Below are 16,696 nucleotides of genomic sequence, written 5' to 3'. Positions count from 1 at the left end.
GTCATATAACTGTCATAAAGATTGACAATACCCATAGTTTCATAATAGTAAATAATGAATTTAGTATTTGCAGTATTGTAAACATTTTTATCCACTGTATACTACGCACAACTTTAAGATATTTTATATTATTAATTAGGAACTAACTTTAATTATGAGTGACTTTAACAAAGATATTGTTATTGGTTTATTATTTATCATCGGTGTCTGGAGTTTTATTTCAGGCCAGTTTATTGTTTCAACCGTTTTATTTGGCATTGCGGCTATTTATAGTAACATTGTCATGCAAGTCAAATTGAAAAATTAGCTTTGCAAATGTTTTAACCTCCTAGTGTGTTGTACAAACAAGTAACTACTCCTCATTATAGTTTGCTTGACATTTTTATCCCCTTTACTTTTAACAATTGTTTAAAGTACTGGGGATTTTTTTTGCTTAAAAAATGAGCTTGTTGAGCATAATCATTTTTCAAAAAGATTATTGCTATTTTAGGTGGTTTTTATAATTACTTAGGCAACCAGTCTATCGCTATAATTAGTAGACATAAAAAAGCCGACACTAAAAATAGTGCCGGCTGGTTATAAGCTAAACTCGTTTATTCAGTAACCGGTGCTTCTTCTGTTGTTGTGGCTTCTTTTACAGCGTCTACAGCCGCCTCTTTAGCTTCAGTCGCTGTTGCTGCAACCGCTTCTGTTGTTTCTGCCACAGCAGTCGCTGCTGAATCAGTCGCATCATTAACAGCCGCTGCTGTTGTTGCTGTCGCATCGGCAACTGCATCTTTAGCTGCATCAGCTGACTCAATAACAGAGGCCGTTGCCGTATCAGCCGCATTAGTTACTGCAGTAGCAACAGATGCTTTAGCTGCATCAAGCGTTGCAGTAGCATCAGTTGGTGCTTCAGTAACGACTGCAGGAGCTGGAGCCGCGCTTTTAGCAGCAGGTTCGCTTCCTTGGTCACAACCTGATAGTAGTGCTAAACTGATTAAGCTTGTTGCAATAATTTTTGTTGTTGTCATGTAACTACCCTATTTTTGTTAAGTGTTGAAAATATATACTAAGTAATAACCTATTATATATTTAGTCATAAAATGAAGGAAGTTTATTCTTTTTTTTGTGAAAAATTAATAAAAAATAAAATTTACCTTCATCCTTACATGGTAACTTATTTTTAATGATTAAGTAAGTTTAATCATTTATTTAACAAGTCATTAGAAACTATAGATGACGTTATATTAGAGCTTACTAACGTTGCTTATTTTAACCATAATTAGGCGGTATCATGACGAGATTGTTTGTCTATTAACATCAGTAAAGGGGGTAAAAATAATAAATCCAGAAATAAGGCCACTGCGATCGTAATTGCTGTCATTAAACCCATATCGGAATTCATCGAAAAATGTGATTGACTTAAGACAATAAAACCACAAGTTAAAACCAACGACGTAACCCATAATGCGATTCCAACAGTTGAAAAAGCATAGCGAACCGCTTCTTCGGAGTTTAAGTTTTTTTCAACTCGCGCTCGTTGATATTTGCTAATAAAATGAACGGTATCATCCACGACTATTCCAAGTGTCATTCCAATAATCGTGGACAAGCTTAACCCCACATGCCCATTAACCATTCCCCAAATTCCAAACGCAATGGCGGCGGGTAACAAGTTAGGGATAAGGCTTAAAAACCCTAATTTAACTGATTTAAAAGCAAACATTAATAAAAATGAAATAAATACTAAGGCAAGCGTGGTTCCAATCATCATTCGTGAAATATTACGTTGGCCTAAATGTGAAAACATGAGGACGGTACTCGCTATTTCAAATTTGGTTTCAGGAGTGTTTTCATTTAACCAGTATTTAATTCGTTGTTCTAACGCTAATATTTGGTTTGAACTTAGCGGTTTAATGATCACAATGCTTCGCGTTCCCGATTTATTAATGTTAATTTGATTATTTAAATCTAACCCATACGGCAATGACATTTCATAAAGTAACAAATATTGAGCCGCTAACTCTTTATTTTCGGGTAATTTATACCAATTAATATCATCGCCATGCATATTTTTATTTAAACGCTTAAATGTATGCTCAAGACTATTAAGATGAACCACTTCAGGTTGAGCAAGTAACCAGTCACCTAATTTTTGTAAATTTTTCAAATAAAGAGGGTCATTAATTCCGCCTTCATCTTTACTTACCATTGAAATTTCTAGGGTATAAATGCCACCCACATTTTCATTCAAAAAATCGGTTCCTTGTCGAAATTCATAGCTTTTATCAAAAAACTTTATAAATTGATCGTCAAGTTCATTCATAGGAATAAAACAACTTAAACTAATGGCAATAACCGCATTAATAATGAGTAATGGCTTACGATTTTTAATCGTAAAATTCGCTAAACGTAACATGATATTATTATCTAACTCATCTTTAACCCGAACTTTTAAGGGTAAAACAATCATTAAAGCGGGTAATAAGGTGATGGACAAGAGCCACGCAACAATAACTCCGATCGCAACAATGTTACCTAAATGCTGAAACGGGGGCGAATCACTAAAATTCATTGATAAAAAACCAATGGCGGTGGTTAGGCTGGTTAAAAATATCGGCTGAAAATTAATCCGAATACTTTCTTGCATCGCCTGTTTTTTCTCATGACCTAGGCGCATATTATGTAAAAAAGTCACTAAAATATGAACACAATCCGCGACCGCCATTGTTAATATAATGGTCGGAGAAATTGCCGAGGTTGGGGTTAAAAATATACCCATCCATGTCGCAAGCCCTAACGCACTGAAAACTGAAAAGACAATTAATAAAATAACACTAAAAATACTACTGAAGGAACGTAAACATAAAAATAAGACAGCGACCAAAACTCCGTACATAATGGGGAGTAAGGTCATATTATCATCCATCGCAGATTCTGCAAATGCATTATCCATCATGGCCATGCCTGTTAAATAAACCCGAAGGTTAGGGTTACTGGATTCAACCATGTCTGCTAGACGACGTGTTGCTATGGCTATTTCTTTTGATTCGGTAAAGTGTTTTCCTGGAAGCTCTAAGGTAACGGAAACCGTCGTTACATGGGCAGTTTTTGAGAGTAAACGATTAATTAATAAAGGTTCCGCCAGTGCAATTTGTTTAATTTTTAAACGCGCTTCAGCGGTTAATAAAGCAGGTTTCGTAATCAGGTCTTCAACAATTAAGTTATCTTCAATGGCATGAGAATATTGAAAATTACTAATGGAATCTACTCGAGTAGAATAAGGAATTTTCCAAGCATCCTGCGTTAGCTTAATAACGGTTTCCAGTGTTTTAACCTCAAAAACATCACCGTTTAACGGCTCTAATATAAAGATAACATTATCTGTTTTATTATAGGTTTCCTGCATGGTATTAAAGGCTTGTAACTGGGGGTTATCCGCCCCAAAATAGACACGATAATTATTTTTAAAGGTTAAATTAATAACACCTGAACCCAAGGCACTAATGATTAATAACGATAATAAAATTGTCCACCAAGGGTGATTAGTTACAACCAGAGCGAGCCGATAACTCAATTTATTTTTTAGCATAAGCAATGAAATAGACGTTTTAGTTGAAGTAGGGCGCATGAGAATTATTATGAGACCTAGCGTAATAAAGGACCTGAAAATTTTTGTTTTCTATTGAGTTAATTCGACAAAGGTGACCTGATTTAGTTTGATTTGTTTTCGATACCATAGGTATAAATAGTGGCTGCAATTACCGAAAGGGGAGAAACCACAATGTTAAAAAAAGGAATCGTTAAGCCTAATAAGCTGACACCACCAAAGGTTAAAGCGCCTAAACGAACACTTTGAACTAATTTTTTTTGCTCAGGAAAGCGTAAACCCCGATTATCAAGCGGGTAAGCTAAATATTCTAAAGCCATTCCCCACGCGCCAAATATCCCCCATAACAGCGGTGCAATTAAATTAATCACAGGGATAAGGGAAAAAATTAATAAAAAAATCGCCCATAATAATAAGTAACGTATTCGTTGCCACTCCCCTTGTAAATTTTTTAGCCAGGATTCGTCGGTTAATCGCTCGGGCATTTGAGGCGTTTGTCCTACGGGCGTATCACGTTCGATAAGTAATTCTAACGTACGTGCTGATAATTTATCATAAAAGGGCGATGCGATGAGGTTAGCTAAAATCGTAAAGGTAAAGAAAGTAATAATTAAAATACTAATAAAAATTAACCCTCCGATTATTTTCGATAGCCAACGTAACCACGAAATAGATTCAATCCAATCAGGTAACAAGAAAGCCGTTAAATCATCCTTATAAATAAAGGCTAAACCAAAGGCTAAACTGTATAGGAGTAAATTAATAAAAATAGGAATTAAAATAAATTTACGCAATTGCTTTTTAGTTAAAAAATGAACGCTTTTTAATAAACAGCCGATAACATAAAATGGATTATTGCCTTTCTGGGTAAATGTAATCATTGTAAATTTTTTACACCATTTTGTTCGGATGGATTTAAAACAACGCCCCGTTCAGTGACAATCGCAGAAATTAACGCGGCGGGTGTTACGTCAAAAACAGGATTCCATGCGGTGACTAACGAGCCGTCTTTAAGGTAGCACGCATTGAGTAACTCACTCGGTTGACGTTGTTCTATTTCAATTTTTTCTCCAGAGTCCATCGCCCAATCAATCGTTGAGGTCGGGGCAACCACCATCACTTTAACGCCGTGGTGTTGAGCCAAAACAGATAATGAATACGTGCCTATTTTATTGGCCACATCGCCATTAGCGGCAATTCGATCCGCCCCAACAATCACCCACTCTATCGCCCCTGATTTCATTAACCATGCCGCCGCTGAATCGGCTATTAAGGTTGATGAAATTCCCTCTTGAGCTAACTCCCAAACACTGAGCCTTGCCCCTTGTAACCACGGACGAGTTTCACCGGCATAAATATTTTTTAAACCGCGTTTAGAGGCACTTCTAATAACGCCTAATGCCGTTCCATAGCCACCTGTTGCTAAAGCGCCCGCATTACAATGTGTCATCACGCCGTTCACATTTGTTAGTAAATCAGCCCCTAACTCCCCCATTTTATGATTCGCGGCAATATCATCGCTATGAATTTTTTTAGCTAATTGTTCTAAGTGGGCAATGGGGTTTCCTTTGCCTTTTTCTTTTTCCAATGCCGTTTTCATGGTATCTAAAGCCCAAAATAAATTAACAGCGGTGGGGCGAGAGGCGGCCAGTTGTTTAATATCCTCATAAACGTTTTGTGGCCAATCATTATTTGTTTCTGAGTAATGGGTTTTAACCGATAAAACGACTGCGTACGCCGCAGCAATTCCAATCGCAGGGGCGCCACGAACACGCATTGAGGTAATTGCTTCGGTAACGCCTTGAGCATCCGAATAACGTTCATAAGTCACCGTTTCAGGTAAGACACGCTGATCTAAAACCTGTAAATAATCGCTTTTCCAGGTTAAAGCATCGGTAGTTTGTGTGTTGTTTACAGTCATAAGTAGTGATATTACGGTTAATATAGTAAGAATTTGGCGTAAAAAATAAGTTTTTTACCTTTTCCTTAAAGCCAGTTTGAGTTGATGATAATGGAATATACCGCAGATGCAATCCCTCTTGCCGCCCGATTTAGACCCCAAACCATTGCCGATTATGTCGGTCAACAACATATTTTAGCGTTAGGTAAACCACTGAGGACGGCACTTGATAAAGGTCCGCTGCATTCAATGATTTTTTGGGGCCCCTCCAGGGGTTGGAAAAACGACCTTGGCTAAAATTTTAGCCCACCATTCCAATGCGCATTATATAGAACTTTCCGCTGTTTTAGCAGGGGTAAAAGACATTCGCGCGGCGGTTTCTCAGGCAGAGGAATCAAAAAAAACTCGGAATGAAGACTCTTTTATTTATTGATGAAATTCATCGTTTTTCTAAAAGTCAGCAAGATTCCTTACTCGCGCCTGTTGAGCAAGGGACGGTTATTTTAATTGGAGCGACCACTGAAAATCCCTCGTTTGAACTCAATAATGCCTTATTATCACGTTTAAGGGTCTATGTTTTGCGCTCGCTCAGTCTTGATTGCCTCATTAATTTACTCAAATCAGCATTAACGGATAAAGAACGGGGATTAGGCAACCAATCTATCTATATTTCTGATGCGTTACTTACGATCATTGCACGCAGTGCCGAAGGGGATGCTCGGCGCAGTTTAAATTTATTGCAAATAGCCGTTGATTTAGCCGATGAAGAAGACGGGGTGGCTCAAGTCAATGAAGCCGTTGTTAATGAGGCATTACAAGGACATCTACGACGTTTTGATAATAAAGGGGAGCAGTTTTATGACCAAATTTCGGCCTTACATAAATCTATTCGAGGAAGTAATCCCGATGCCGCTTTATATTGGTTTTGCTGCATGATTGAAGGCGGCTGCGACCCACTTTATATTGCCCGACGAATGGTAAGAGTGGCTTCTGAAGATGTGGGTAATGCTGACCCTAGAGCGTTGAGTTTAACGCTTTCGGCATGGGAATGTTATGAGCGATTAGGCAGTCCAGAAGGTGAATTAGGCCTTGCTCAAGCCATTGTTTACCTCGCCATTGCCGCAAAAAGTAATGCGGTTTACACCGCGTATAACCAAGCGTTAAGCGAGGCAAAACAGGGCGGCTCATTCGATGTTCCCTTGCATTTACGTAACGCCCCCACGAAATTAATGAAGGATTTAGACTATGGTAAACAGTATCGTTATGCACATGATGAACCTGAAGGTTATGCCGCAGGTGAACATTATTTTCCAGACGAATTAGGGGATCGACCTTATTATCAACCTGTTGAGCGAGGCTTAGAAATAAAAATTAAAAAAAAGTTAGATTATTTGCGCGGGTTAGATTTAAAAATGGGCGGGTAATAAAAAAACATTTATCCATCGTTGAAAATGTTAAAATGAGTCGTTTTTTAATGTCACTGGTTATTATACAAACTTACTTATTTACATGACTAAATTTATATTTATTACAGGTGGGGTGGTTTCCTCATTAGGCAAAGGTATTGCCGCATCTTCATTAGCCGCCATTCTTGAAGAGCGCGGCTTAAAAGTAACCATGACTAAATTAGACCCTTATATTAATGTGGACCCCGGTACGATGAGTCCATTTCAGCATGGGGAGGTTTTTGTGACGGGGGATGGCGCAGAAACCGATTTAGATTTGGGGCATTATGAGCGTTTTTTAAAAACCACAATGTCTAAAAAAAATAATTTCACCACAGGTCAAGTCTATGAATCTGTACTACGTAAAGAACGTAGAGGGGAATATTTAGGCGCGACGGTTCAGGTAATTCCTCATATTACGGATGAAATTAAACGCCGTGTTTATGCGAGTGCCGAAGGGATGGATGTCGCGCTTATTGAAGTCGGTGGAACGGTGGGTGATATTGAATCCCTGCCTTTTTTGGAAGCGATTCGTCAAATTCGAGTGGAACAGGGGATGGATAAAGCTCTTTTTATTCATTTAACGCTGGTCCCTTATATTGCCTCTGCGGGTGAAATAAAAACCAAACCTACCCAGCATTCGGTTAAAGAATTAAGAACGATTGGAATTCAACCCGATATTTTAATTTGTCGTTCGGCTCATGCTATTCCTGCGAATGAACGACGTAAAATTGCCTTGTTTACCAATGTTTCCGAAAATGCGGTTATTTCAGCGATTGATGCGGATACCATTTATCGTATTCCGTTATTACTTCACGAACAAAATTTAGATGATATTGTGGTGACGCAATTACGTTTGGATGTTCCTGCTGCGGACTTATCTGAGTGGGAAGCCGTTGTTGATGCGGTCACTCATCCGCATAATGAAGTGACGATTGCGATTGTCGGAAAATATGTTGAACATACAGATGCCTATAAATCGCTTGATGAAGCCCTTATTCATGCAGGGATTCAAACACGCAATAAGATAATAATTAAATACATTGATTCTGAAACCATCGAAGATGAAGGCTTAGGACAACTTCATAATGTTGATGCGATTTTAGTTCCAGGAGGATTTGGCGAGCGAGGGGTTGAAGGAAAAATTGCAACGGTGCGTTTTGCAAGAGAACATCAAATTCCTTATCTGGGGATTTGTTTAGGAATGCAAGTCGCGGTGATTGAATTTGCCCGTAATGTCGTGGGATTGGAAGGAACGCATAGTACCGAATTTTTACAAAATACCCCGCATCCTGTTATTGGATTAATTACCGAATGGATGGATGATTGTGGCACGGTAGAAACCCGCGCTGAAAATTCAGATTTAGGCGGAACAATGCGTTTAGGAAGTCAAAAATGCCGTTTGGTTTCTGATTCCTTGGTTTCAACCTTGTATCAAAAAGATGTGATTACAGAGCGTCATCGTCATCGTTATGAGTTTAACAATCATTATATAGAGGCGTTAGAGGCCAAAGGAATGCGTTTTTCAGGGAAGTCAATTGACGGGCGATTAGTTGAGGTGATTGAAATTCCTGAACACCCTTGGTTTTTAGCCTGTCAATTTCATCCTGAGTTTACGTCAACACCTAGAAAAGGACATCCTTTATTTTCTGGGTTTATTAATGCCGCAGTGGATCATAAAGAACGGGAATAAAATAATCTGAAAATATCAGTTAATCATTTGAACGCCATTTTTAGAACATAATTCATAATAAATGGACGGCTTTACAAGGGTTACAGACGCTATCTAATCATTCAATTTAAGGAATAAAGATGTCCAGACGATTACCGATTTATATTGCAATTGATACTTCAGGTTCGATGAATGGCGAGCCTATCTTATCGGTCAATGTGGGCTTACAAGCTATGATTCATGCGCTGAGACAAGATCCTCATGCGTTAGAAACGGTTCATTTATCCCTTGTTACCTTTGATAATACCGTCCAAGAAATTTTTCCATTAACCGCTTTAGAGGCGGTTCAAATTCCTGAAATTAGTTGCCCTCGATCGGGGGCAACAAACTTAGGTGCGGCTTTAGCCTTAGTGACTAGTCGCATGGAAGAAGAAACCATTAAAAGTGCGGCGGATAAAAAAAGAGATTGGCGACCGATGTTATTTTTAATGACCGATGGCTCTCCGTCCGATACGGCCTTATTTAATGAAATGGTTATTAAAATTCGCCAACATGATTTTGGAAAAATTATTGCTTGTGCCGCAGGCCCTAAAGCCAAGGAATCTTTTTTAAAACAAATTACGGATGTCGTTGTCAGTTTAGATACAACAGATAGTGCCTCATTTTCAAACTTTTTTAAATGGGTTTCAGCGAGTGTCGAACAAAGTAGCGTCGGTATTGGTGCGGGAACAGACTATTCCAATCATCTACCCCCGCCGCCTGATGAAATTCAAATTGTTATTTAAGGAATAATCTATGCGTCGCCTACCTGTTTTTTTAGTGCTGGATATTTCAGATTCGATGATAGGAGATCCGCATCGTTATTTGGAAGCGGGGGTTACTGAATTAATTAAAAAATTACGCCAAGACCCTCACGCATTGGAATCGGTTTTTTTATCTATTATTGCCTTTGCAGGTCAAGTTAAAACCCTCGTTCCCCTCATTGATTTACCTACCTTTTACCCGCCTAAACTTCCCATGGGTTCAGGAACGTCTTTTGGGGCGGCTTTAGCGCATTTAATGATTGAAATTGATGAAAATGTTGTTAAAACCACCCCTTTTTTTAAAGGCGATTGGAAACCTGTTATTTATTTTTTAACGGATGGCAAACCGACCGATCAATATCATCAGGCGATTGATAAATGGAAACGCGCTTATAGCCACCGTTGTCATTTTATTGCCATTGGATTAGGACACTATGCGGATTTAAGGGTGTTATCAAGCATTGCCGATGACGCATTTGTCTATAACGGCGAGCAGGAAACTGATTTTACCCAATTTATACAATGGATGACTTTATCAGTAAAATCTCAAAGTGTTGCGGTAGATAAAAAACAGCAACCTTCAGGTTGTGTCTCTTTGGAAAAAGCAGGCGGTTTTTTAGAAAAATTTGATTTTAATAGTTCTTACAGCGATGATGATTGTGTCGTTTTTATTGGGCGTTGTCAAAAATCAAAACAGGCTTATTTGGTTAAATACGACCGTCTACCCACCTTTATGGAAATGGGATTGGATTTATCCAAAATAAAAGAAGGGCAAAAAATATTTCAGGTTTCAGGCTGCTACCCTGTGGATGAAAGCTATTTTGAATGGTCAGAAAAAGACAATGTCAATCCAATGATTAATGTTAAAAACTTATTAGGCAGTGTTGGCTGCCCCTATTGTGGTAATCCTTATGCTTTAGGCGTTTGTATGTGCGATGAAATTTTTTGTGTCGATAATGGTGATGATGCGCAATGCCCTTGGTGTGAGGCGACGTTAAAAATGAAAAGTAATACGGATGATGCGGGGTTTAATATTACACGGTCAAAAGGATGAGTCGAGCAAATGATGTTATCGCCCTTAAATTATGTTTAGAGACCCTACAAGCAACGTCCTCCTCGTTAGATTTAAACCAACTTGAATCATTTATTCGCTTATCGAGTACCCAACTATTAATTGATAAATTTAGTACTGAATTACAACAAGCGTGGGATCTGTATTCTTTAGATCCCCCGACTGAAAATCTTGAAACCGTGACTAAACAGGACCTTCCGATGATTTTTGATAAGCCCTCTTGGGTAAGCTTTAAACTGCCTAATGCAACGGTTGGAAAGTCCTACGCGTCGGGTTTAGAAATAGTCACTCAGAAAGCGATAACCGTCACTAAAATAGAGAATTTAGATGATTTGGGCTTATGTTATCGGGCTGAGGAAAATTTATTAACGGGAGACCCATTAATCGCAGGGGATCATTCCTTAATTATTCATTATGTGCATCAACAACAGTCTTATCAGCAATCCATCCCCTTTGTTATTAATAATAACCCTAGAAATTTATGGAAAAATATTGCCTCGGATCCACAGGTTAACTATTGGAAAGCCGATGATGATTTCCAAGGTTTAGACGGCGTTTATCAGTGGAAATTAGTGGCTGCAAGTAAACGAGGTCGTTCTCATGCGCATGTAGGCGGCTGTCGTGATGATGATTTTTGTTTAAAGGTTGATTAAAAAACGCAATGGCATAGTGCCGCCGTTGCGGATGGCGCGGGGAGTTGTGAGTATTCACGGGAAGGCGCGCGTTTACTGGTTAATCATAGCACTAAAATTTTAATGCAACAGTTGATACGGTACGATAGTCAATTAAATACGCATATTAATGCTTGGCAACAAGATACCAGTGATGTGGATGAGGTCATTTTTAATGAGCTTTTATATGAAATTTTTGCCCCTGTTATTCAGGAAACCATTCAACACTTAACGGAATTAGCAAAAAATGACCATAAGGATCTCAGCGACTATTCGTCAACGTTATTAATTGCAGCCCACAAACCGTTAGTAAAAGGCGTTTTAACCTTAGCTTATTGGATAGGCGATGGCGCACTGGCTATTTATAAGGCAGGGGAAAACATCAAATTACTGGGGGTGGGGGACAGTGGTGATTATGCAGGACAAACGCGATTTTTAGATATAGAGGCACAAGAGCCTAAAGATATAAAAAAACGCGTACAATTCAGTTTTGATACCGACTTAACCGCTTTAATTTTAATGAGTGATGGCATCTCAGATCCTATTTTTGAAACCGATCATAACCTGCATCATATTAATTCTTGGGATATGTTTTGGCATAATGATATTCAGCCCCATTTATCAACCTCGCCTGAAACGAGTGCACTTAAATTACATGAATGGCTCGATTTTTGGTCAGCAGGTAATCATGATGATCGTACACTCGCATTAATTTACCGCTAAGGTGCTGATATGAATAAGCGATTAAAAGCCTACACTATGGATGGGCGTGAATTTGAGTATGAGGATGAAATAAAAAGTTCCGGTGGAATGAAGGATATGTATATTACCTCGGACAAAAAAAATGTTGTCCTCTTTTTTAGAGAGCCACAAACCCCTCAATGCCTTGAACGATTGCAGTTAATTACAGGCCGTTATCGTGAACGAATTTTTAACCAAGAAGGCGGTGATTATTGGCAATCATTGTTTCGGTGGCCTGTCGAGGTGGTTGAAAATGATGCAGGGCAGGTGGGTATTATTGAACCGATTTATCAACCGCATTTCTTTTTTGAACACGGCTCAATAAATAATGATTTTTTAGATATTAAAGGTTGTGAAAAAGAAGGAAAATGGTTTTCATCGCCTACAAATCGTTATAAATATTTAGACCCAAAAGAACGGGGCGATTGGCTTAATTATATTCGAGTTTCTCTTTTAATTAGTCGTGCTGTTAGACGGTTACATGCGGCGGGTTTAGCGCATTCTGATTTATCGTATAAAAATGTATTAATTGATCCCAAAGGCGGACATGCGTGTCTTGTCGATATTGATGGCTTGGTTGTTCCTGGAAAATTTCCCCCTGATGTCGCAGGAACGCCTGATTTTTTTGCGCCTGAAGTAGTTAAAAGCGCGCATCGACATAAATCTGATCCTGATCGCGTTCTCCCCAGTATCAACACCGATCGTCATGCCTTAGCGGTGCTTATTTATATGTATTTATTTTTACGCCATCCTTTGCGAGGCGATAAAGTTCATGATATGAATGACCCACAGCGTGATGAGGATTTATCCATGGGACATAATGCTCTTTTTATTGAACATAAAGAAAACCGTTCTAATCGTATCAATAAAGCCTTTGTACAGGCCGCAGAATTACCGTGGAAAGATACCGACGCACTCCCCTATCAAATTGCAGGGCCGTATTTAGCCTCGCTTTTTGAACGGGCATTTATCACAGGGCTTCATAGTCCAACCCTAAGACCAACAGCGGATGAATGGGAACATGCCTTAGTCAAGACTGTTGATCTTATTCAACCCTGTCAAAATACAGCATGTGAACAAAAGTGGTATGTTTTTGATAATACCCAATTCCCTCAATGTCCTTTTTGTGGCACTAAATTTCAGGGAAAACTACCTATTTTGAATTTGTATTCTAATTTACATCACGGAAAATATAAGCCTGATAATCATCGTTTGATGATTTATAACGGGCAATCACTTTATAAGTGGCATATTGATAGAAAAATTATTCCCAATGAACGCTTAAGCGATGAAAATCGTCAACGCATGGGGTATTTTATATTCCATGAGAATCACTGGTTATTAGTCAATGAAAAAATGGTTAATCTTTTTAAAGTTGAAACAGGCAAAAAAAAAGCCGTGCAGATTGAAAAAAAACAAAGTGTGATCCTTGAGGAAGGCTTGCAACTTTTATTTTCCAAAGGTGAGGAAAATTCACGTTTAGCGGTAGTACAGTTAATTAGTGTTTAATCGTGGCGCGAGTGATTTCTTATAAAAAATTATGGATTGGTTGCCTGAATTTAGATCACCGAGGTTTTAAAAAACCTCGGTGATTTGTCCCGTTTTAAGGGGGGGGGCGATGTTTCGGAGTCCTTGAATAAAAAGACGTTAGTTATTTCCAAATAAATCACGGGTGTAAACTTTGTCTTGAACATCGCTTATTTCTTCTGATAAACGATTTGCGACAATAATATCCGCCGAAGCCTTAAATTCACTTAAACTTTTAACAACGGTTAGCTCGTCATAACACGCTTCTTTTAACAAAGGTTCATAGATAATAATAGGAACGCCTTGATCTTTAATCCGTTTAATAATGCCTTGAATAGAGGAGGCGCGAAAGTTATCGGAATTGCTTTTCATGATAAGGCGAAAAATTCCAACCACCTTGGGTTTCATTTTAAGAATAGAATTGGCAATAAAATCCTTACGCGTTGCATTGGCTTCCACAATCGCACTGATTAGTGAATTTGGAATTTTTTCGTAATTGGCTCTTAATTGCTTGGTATCTTTAGGTAAACAGTACCCCCCATAACCAAAAGAAGGGTTGTTATAATGATCGCCAATGCGGGGATCTAAACCCACCCCATCAATAATTTGCTTGGTATTAAGCCCATGAACTTCGGCATAACTATCTAACTCATTAAAATAAGCAATTCGCATCGCTAAATAAGTATTAGAAAATAACTTAATGGCTTCAGCTTCGGTTGCATCCGTATATAAAACTGAAATATCTTTTTTTAAGGCCCCGTTGATTAATAGACCGACATACTCTTCTGCCCGTTGAGAGCGTTCCCCAATGACAATTCGTGACGGATAAAGATTATCATATAAGGCTTTACCCTCTCTTAAAAATTCAGGGGAAAATATAATATTATCACAGCCAAATTGCTGTTTTATTTTAGCGGTATAACCCACAGGAACCGTTGATTTGATTATCATTAGCGCATTTGGATTAATACGAATAACATCCTTAATAACGGCTTCAATAGACTGGGTATCAAAATAATTATTTTCAACATTATAGTCAGTTGGCGTGGCTATAATAATCAAATCAGCATTTTTATACGCGTCTTTCTTATCAAGCGTTGCTCTGAAATCAAGGACTTTATTGTTTAAAAAATCGGTGATTTCGTTGTCAATAATGGGTGATTTTTTTAGATTAAGTAACTCAACTTTTTCCTTAATAATATCAATGGCAATAACTTCATTATTTTGGGCTAAAAGCATGGCATTAGAAAGTCCGACATACCCTGTCCCGACAACCGCTATTTTTTTCTTACTCGTTGTTTTCACTTGTGTTTAGACCTTATTCATTATAAACAATATCATGCTATACTATACGCCGAATTTGGATCATCCTCAAATACTAGAATAGCTATTAAACAAGACGGTTGTTTACTAAATAGCTCATTATAAGTGACTACTTACACAAGGTAGAGCGGCATAAATGGACTCTTTTTTAATGACTGCAAAATTTTAAAGAAATAACGCCTCGTATCTTTGGCATTCATAGACTAAACTTACTTTATGACATAGTGCATTTCTATCGTTTAAAGTACTAGCCACCTAAATTAATTTTCTCCTAAGACTATGATCCACTTAACTAATAATAGATCAACGAACAGGGATCTATTTTCTATTAAAAATAGTGTTCTAATGGCTTTAGCCGTTGGACTCGTGATCCTTATGTATTGGGATGTCTTCGATACATTAATACAAATCTGGAGTGTTAAAGAAGAATATGGGCATGGGTTTATGATCCCTGTCATTGCACTTTATTTTATTTGGCAAAAGAAACAAATTATCCAGAAAGAAAAGCTGGCAGGCTCATGGGCAGGGGTTGCGATTATTATTTTTGCAATGTCAGGGTATTTTATTGGTACGGTTGGGGATGTTGATTTTTTATTACGATTTTCATTTATTTTTACGTTATTAGGGTTGTCACTGGCAATAGCAGGTTACAAAGTCACCCAAATTATCTTAATTCCCATTCTAATCTTAATCTTTTCTTTTCCACTTCCACCGGTTTTACAGGCAGAATTAACCTCAGAACTCCAGCTTATCTCCTCAAAACTTGGGGTCGCCGTTATTCGATTTTGTGATATTCCTGTTTATTTGGAAGGCAATATTATTGATTTAGGTAATTATCAATTACAAGTGGTCGAAGCCTGTAGCGGTTTAAACTATTTATTTCCGTTGATGAGTTTAGCTTTTATTTGTGCCTATATGTTTCAAGTCGTTTTTTGGAAACGAACCCTCCTCTTTTTAAGCTCAATTCCTTTAACCATATTGATGAATAGTTTTAGAATTGGGGTTGTAGGTATTCTCATCGAATACTGGGGCATTGAGATGGCAGAAGGCTTCATTCATGATTTTGAAGGCTGGATTATTTTTATGGGTTGCTTAATTATTTTAATATTTGAAATGTGGTTATTGTCATGGTACGACAGAAAAAAACACGGATGGGATGTTATCTTTAATTTAAATTCAGAGCAATCACTCGCGCCGTCGTATAAAGCTCAATTTTCAAATACCTTCCCCTTGGTTTCCGTTACTGTATTAATGTTAGTCGCCACTATTTTTATTAACCCGTTAACGAAACGCGTCGATATTATTCCACCTAGACAAACATTTAAGACATTTCCATTACAATTAGCAGAGTTCACAGGAAAAACGGCCTCCTTAGAAACAAAAACAACGGATTTTTTAGGGTTAACGGATTATCTTCTGATTGATTTTAGGAATAAGCAGAATAAACACGTCAATTTTTATGTGGCTTATTATCAAACTCAAAAAGATGGGGCGGTTCCTCATTCACCTAAACTATGTATACCTGGTGGCGGATGGCAAATTATGGATTTATCGGAGACAGAATTTGACCAAACAATCTTTAATAGGGTCGTGATTAAAATGGGAAAAAATGAACAGCTCGTTTATTATTGGTATCAGCAACGAGGTCAAAGTATTGCGAGTGAATATGCATTGAAATGGCATACTTTTTTAGGGGCGCTTAATCATCAACGCACGGATGGAGCCTTGATTCGTTTAACAACGAGAATTCAACTTGGTGAAGATATTGCAGCGGCAGATAATCGTTTACAACAATTCATGTTGCTCATTAATAATCAATTAGCCCCTTATATTCCTAATTAATGGAAATACTCAGGTTTAAACAGGACAAGGTGAGTCTAACGCACTGCATTCCTCTAAGTTAAACGTGATTAAATTTTTTTAAAAATGAACCCTTTTATTTGATTTGCG

12 protein-coding genes and 2 pseudogenes are annotated in these 16,696 nt (G+C 37.9%); 9 read left to right on the top strand and 5 right to left on the bottom strand.

Annotation, left to right across the window (positions count from 1 at the left end; all coding sequences use genetic code 11):
• Positions 1-154 precede the first annotated feature (154 nt).
• Entirely contained in the window at positions 155-307 is a 153-nt protein-coding gene (locus tag Q9M50_00765; GenBank protein ID MDQ7089168.1) for a hypothetical protein, read from the top strand.
• 286 nt (positions 308-593) lie between these two features.
• Here Q9M50_00765 and Q9M50_00760 read toward each other — a convergent pair whose 3' ends face one another.
• From Q9M50_00760 to mtnA, 4 genes are all read right to left on the bottom strand, one after another.
• Complete coding sequence (locus Q9M50_00760; protein MDQ7089167.1) at positions 594-1,013, bottom strand: hypothetical protein; 420 nt, start codon at positions 1,011-1,013, stop codon at positions 594-596.
• Positions 1,014-1,264: 251 nt separating this feature from the next.
• Complete coding sequence (locus Q9M50_00755) at positions 1,265-3,613, bottom strand: MMPL family transporter (GenBank protein ID MDQ7089166.1); 2,349 nt, start codon at positions 3,611-3,613, stop codon at positions 1,265-1,267.
• 83 nt (positions 3,614-3,696) lie between these two features.
• The gene (gene cysZ / locus Q9M50_00750; protein ID MDQ7089165.1) at positions 3,697-4,473 is read right to left on the bottom strand and encodes a sulfate transporter CysZ; all 777 of its coding nucleotides are present in this window, start codon (positions 4,471-4,473) and stop codon (positions 3,697-3,699) included.
• Positions 4,470-5,513: an S-methyl-5-thioribose-1-phosphate isomerase gene (gene mtnA, locus Q9M50_00745; GenBank protein ID MDQ7089164.1), complete on the bottom strand. Its 1,044-nt coding sequence runs from the start codon at positions 5,511-5,513 to the stop codon at positions 4,470-4,472. The genes cysZ and mtnA overlap by 4 nt, the downstream gene beginning before the upstream one ends.
• A gap of 84 nt (positions 5,514-5,597) precedes the next feature.
• Between mtnA and Q9M50_00740 the strand changes: the two are divergent.
• The 7 genes and pseudogenes from Q9M50_00740 to Q9M50_00710 all read left to right on the top strand — a co-directional run bounded on the left by Q9M50_00740 (position 5,598) and on the right by Q9M50_00710 (position 13,405).
• Positions 5,598-6,916: pseudogene (locus Q9M50_00740) on the top strand (replication-associated recombination protein A).
• 85 nt (positions 6,917-7,001) lie between these two features.
• Positions 7,002-8,630 (top strand): CTP synthase, encoded by a 1,629-nt coding sequence (locus Q9M50_00735; GenBank protein MDQ7089163.1) that lies wholly within the window; start codon positions 7,002-7,004, stop codon positions 8,628-8,630.
• Positions 8,631-8,749: 119 nt separating this feature from the next.
• A complete protein-coding gene (locus tag Q9M50_00730) occupies positions 8,750-9,394 on the top strand; it encodes a VWA domain-containing protein (GenBank protein ID MDQ7089162.1) in 645 nt (214 codons plus the stop codon).
• A 10-nt stretch (positions 9,395-9,404) separates the two neighbouring features.
• Positions 9,405-10,466 carry a TerY-C metal binding domain-containing protein gene (locus tag Q9M50_00725; GenBank protein MDQ7089161.1) on the top strand — a complete coding sequence of 354 codons (1,062 nt, stop codon included), beginning with the start codon at positions 9,405-9,407 and terminating at the stop codon, positions 10,464-10,466.
• Positions 10,463-11,137: a hypothetical protein gene (locus Q9M50_00720; protein MDQ7089160.1), complete on the top strand. Its 675-nt coding sequence runs from the start codon at positions 10,463-10,465 to the stop codon at positions 11,135-11,137. The genes Q9M50_00725 and Q9M50_00720 overlap by 4 nt, the downstream gene beginning before the upstream one ends.
• Before the next feature lie 18 nt (positions 11,138-11,155).
• Positions 11,156-11,878 (top strand): annotated as a pseudogene (locus tag Q9M50_00715) (protein phosphatase 2C domain-containing protein).
• Between the two features lie 9 nt (positions 11,879-11,887).
• Complete coding sequence (locus tag Q9M50_00710; GenBank protein ID MDQ7089159.1) at positions 11,888-13,405, top strand: hypothetical protein; 1,518 nt, start codon at positions 11,888-11,890, stop codon at positions 13,403-13,405.
• Positions 13,406-13,543: 138 nt separating this feature from the next.
• On the opposite strand, the gene Q9M50_00705 is transcribed toward Q9M50_00710, so the two are convergent.
• Complete coding sequence (locus Q9M50_00705; protein MDQ7089158.1) at positions 13,544-14,728, bottom strand: nucleotide sugar dehydrogenase; 1,185 nt, start codon at positions 14,726-14,728, stop codon at positions 13,544-13,546.
• Between the two features lie 363 nt (positions 14,729-15,091).
• On the opposite strand from Q9M50_00705, the gene xrtD reads away from it, so the two are divergent.
• Complete coding sequence (gene xrtD / locus Q9M50_00700; protein ID MDQ7089157.1) at positions 15,092-16,588, top strand: VPLPA-CTERM-specific exosortase XrtD; 1,497 nt, start codon at positions 15,092-15,094, stop codon at positions 16,586-16,588.
• Positions 16,589-16,696 lie beyond the last annotated feature (108 nt).

The organism is Methylococcales bacterium (assembly GCA_030949405.1).
In the GTDB taxonomy this organism is placed as follows: Bacteria; Pseudomonadota; Gammaproteobacteria; order Methylococcales; family Methylomonadaceae; genus WTBX01.
The sequence above is the reverse complement of the archived record's forward strand: the minus strand, read 5'-3'. Positions and strand labels throughout refer to the sequence as shown.

Coding starts and splice junctions, on each gene's coding strand:
- mtnA (MDQ7089164.1), bottom strand. CDS start 5,513: ATGACTGTAAACAACACACAAACTACCGATGCTTTAACCTGGAAAAGC.
- Q9M50_00720 (MDQ7089160.1), top strand. CDS start 10,463: ATGAGTCGAGCAAATGATGTTATCGCCCTTAAATTATGTTTAGAGACC.
- Q9M50_00760 (MDQ7089167.1), bottom strand. CDS start 1,013: ATGACAACAACAAAAATTATTGCAACAAGCTTAATCAGTTTAGCACTA.
- cysZ (MDQ7089165.1), bottom strand. CDS start 4,473: ATGATTACATTTACCCAGAAAGGCAATAATCCATTTTATGTTATCGGC.
- Q9M50_00725 (MDQ7089161.1), top strand. CDS start 9,405: ATGCGTCGCCTACCTGTTTTTTTAGTGCTGGATATTTCAGATTCGATG.
- xrtD (MDQ7089157.1), top strand. CDS start 15,092: ATGGCTTTAGCCGTTGGACTCGTGATCCTTATGTATTGGGATGTCTTC.
- Q9M50_00730 (MDQ7089162.1), top strand. CDS start 8,750: ATGTCCAGACGATTACCGATTTATATTGCAATTGATACTTCAGGTTCG.
- Q9M50_00710 (MDQ7089159.1), top strand. CDS start 11,888: ATGAATAAGCGATTAAAAGCCTACACTATGGATGGGCGTGAATTTGAG.
- Q9M50_00765 (MDQ7089168.1), top strand. CDS start 155: ATGAGTGACTTTAACAAAGATATTGTTATTGGTTTATTATTTATCATC.
- Q9M50_00735 (MDQ7089163.1), top strand. CDS start 7,002: ATGACTAAATTTATATTTATTACAGGTGGGGTGGTTTCCTCATTAGGC.
- Q9M50_00755 (MDQ7089166.1), bottom strand. CDS start 3,613: ATGCGCCCTACTTCAACTAAAACGTCTATTTCATTGCTTATGCTAAAA.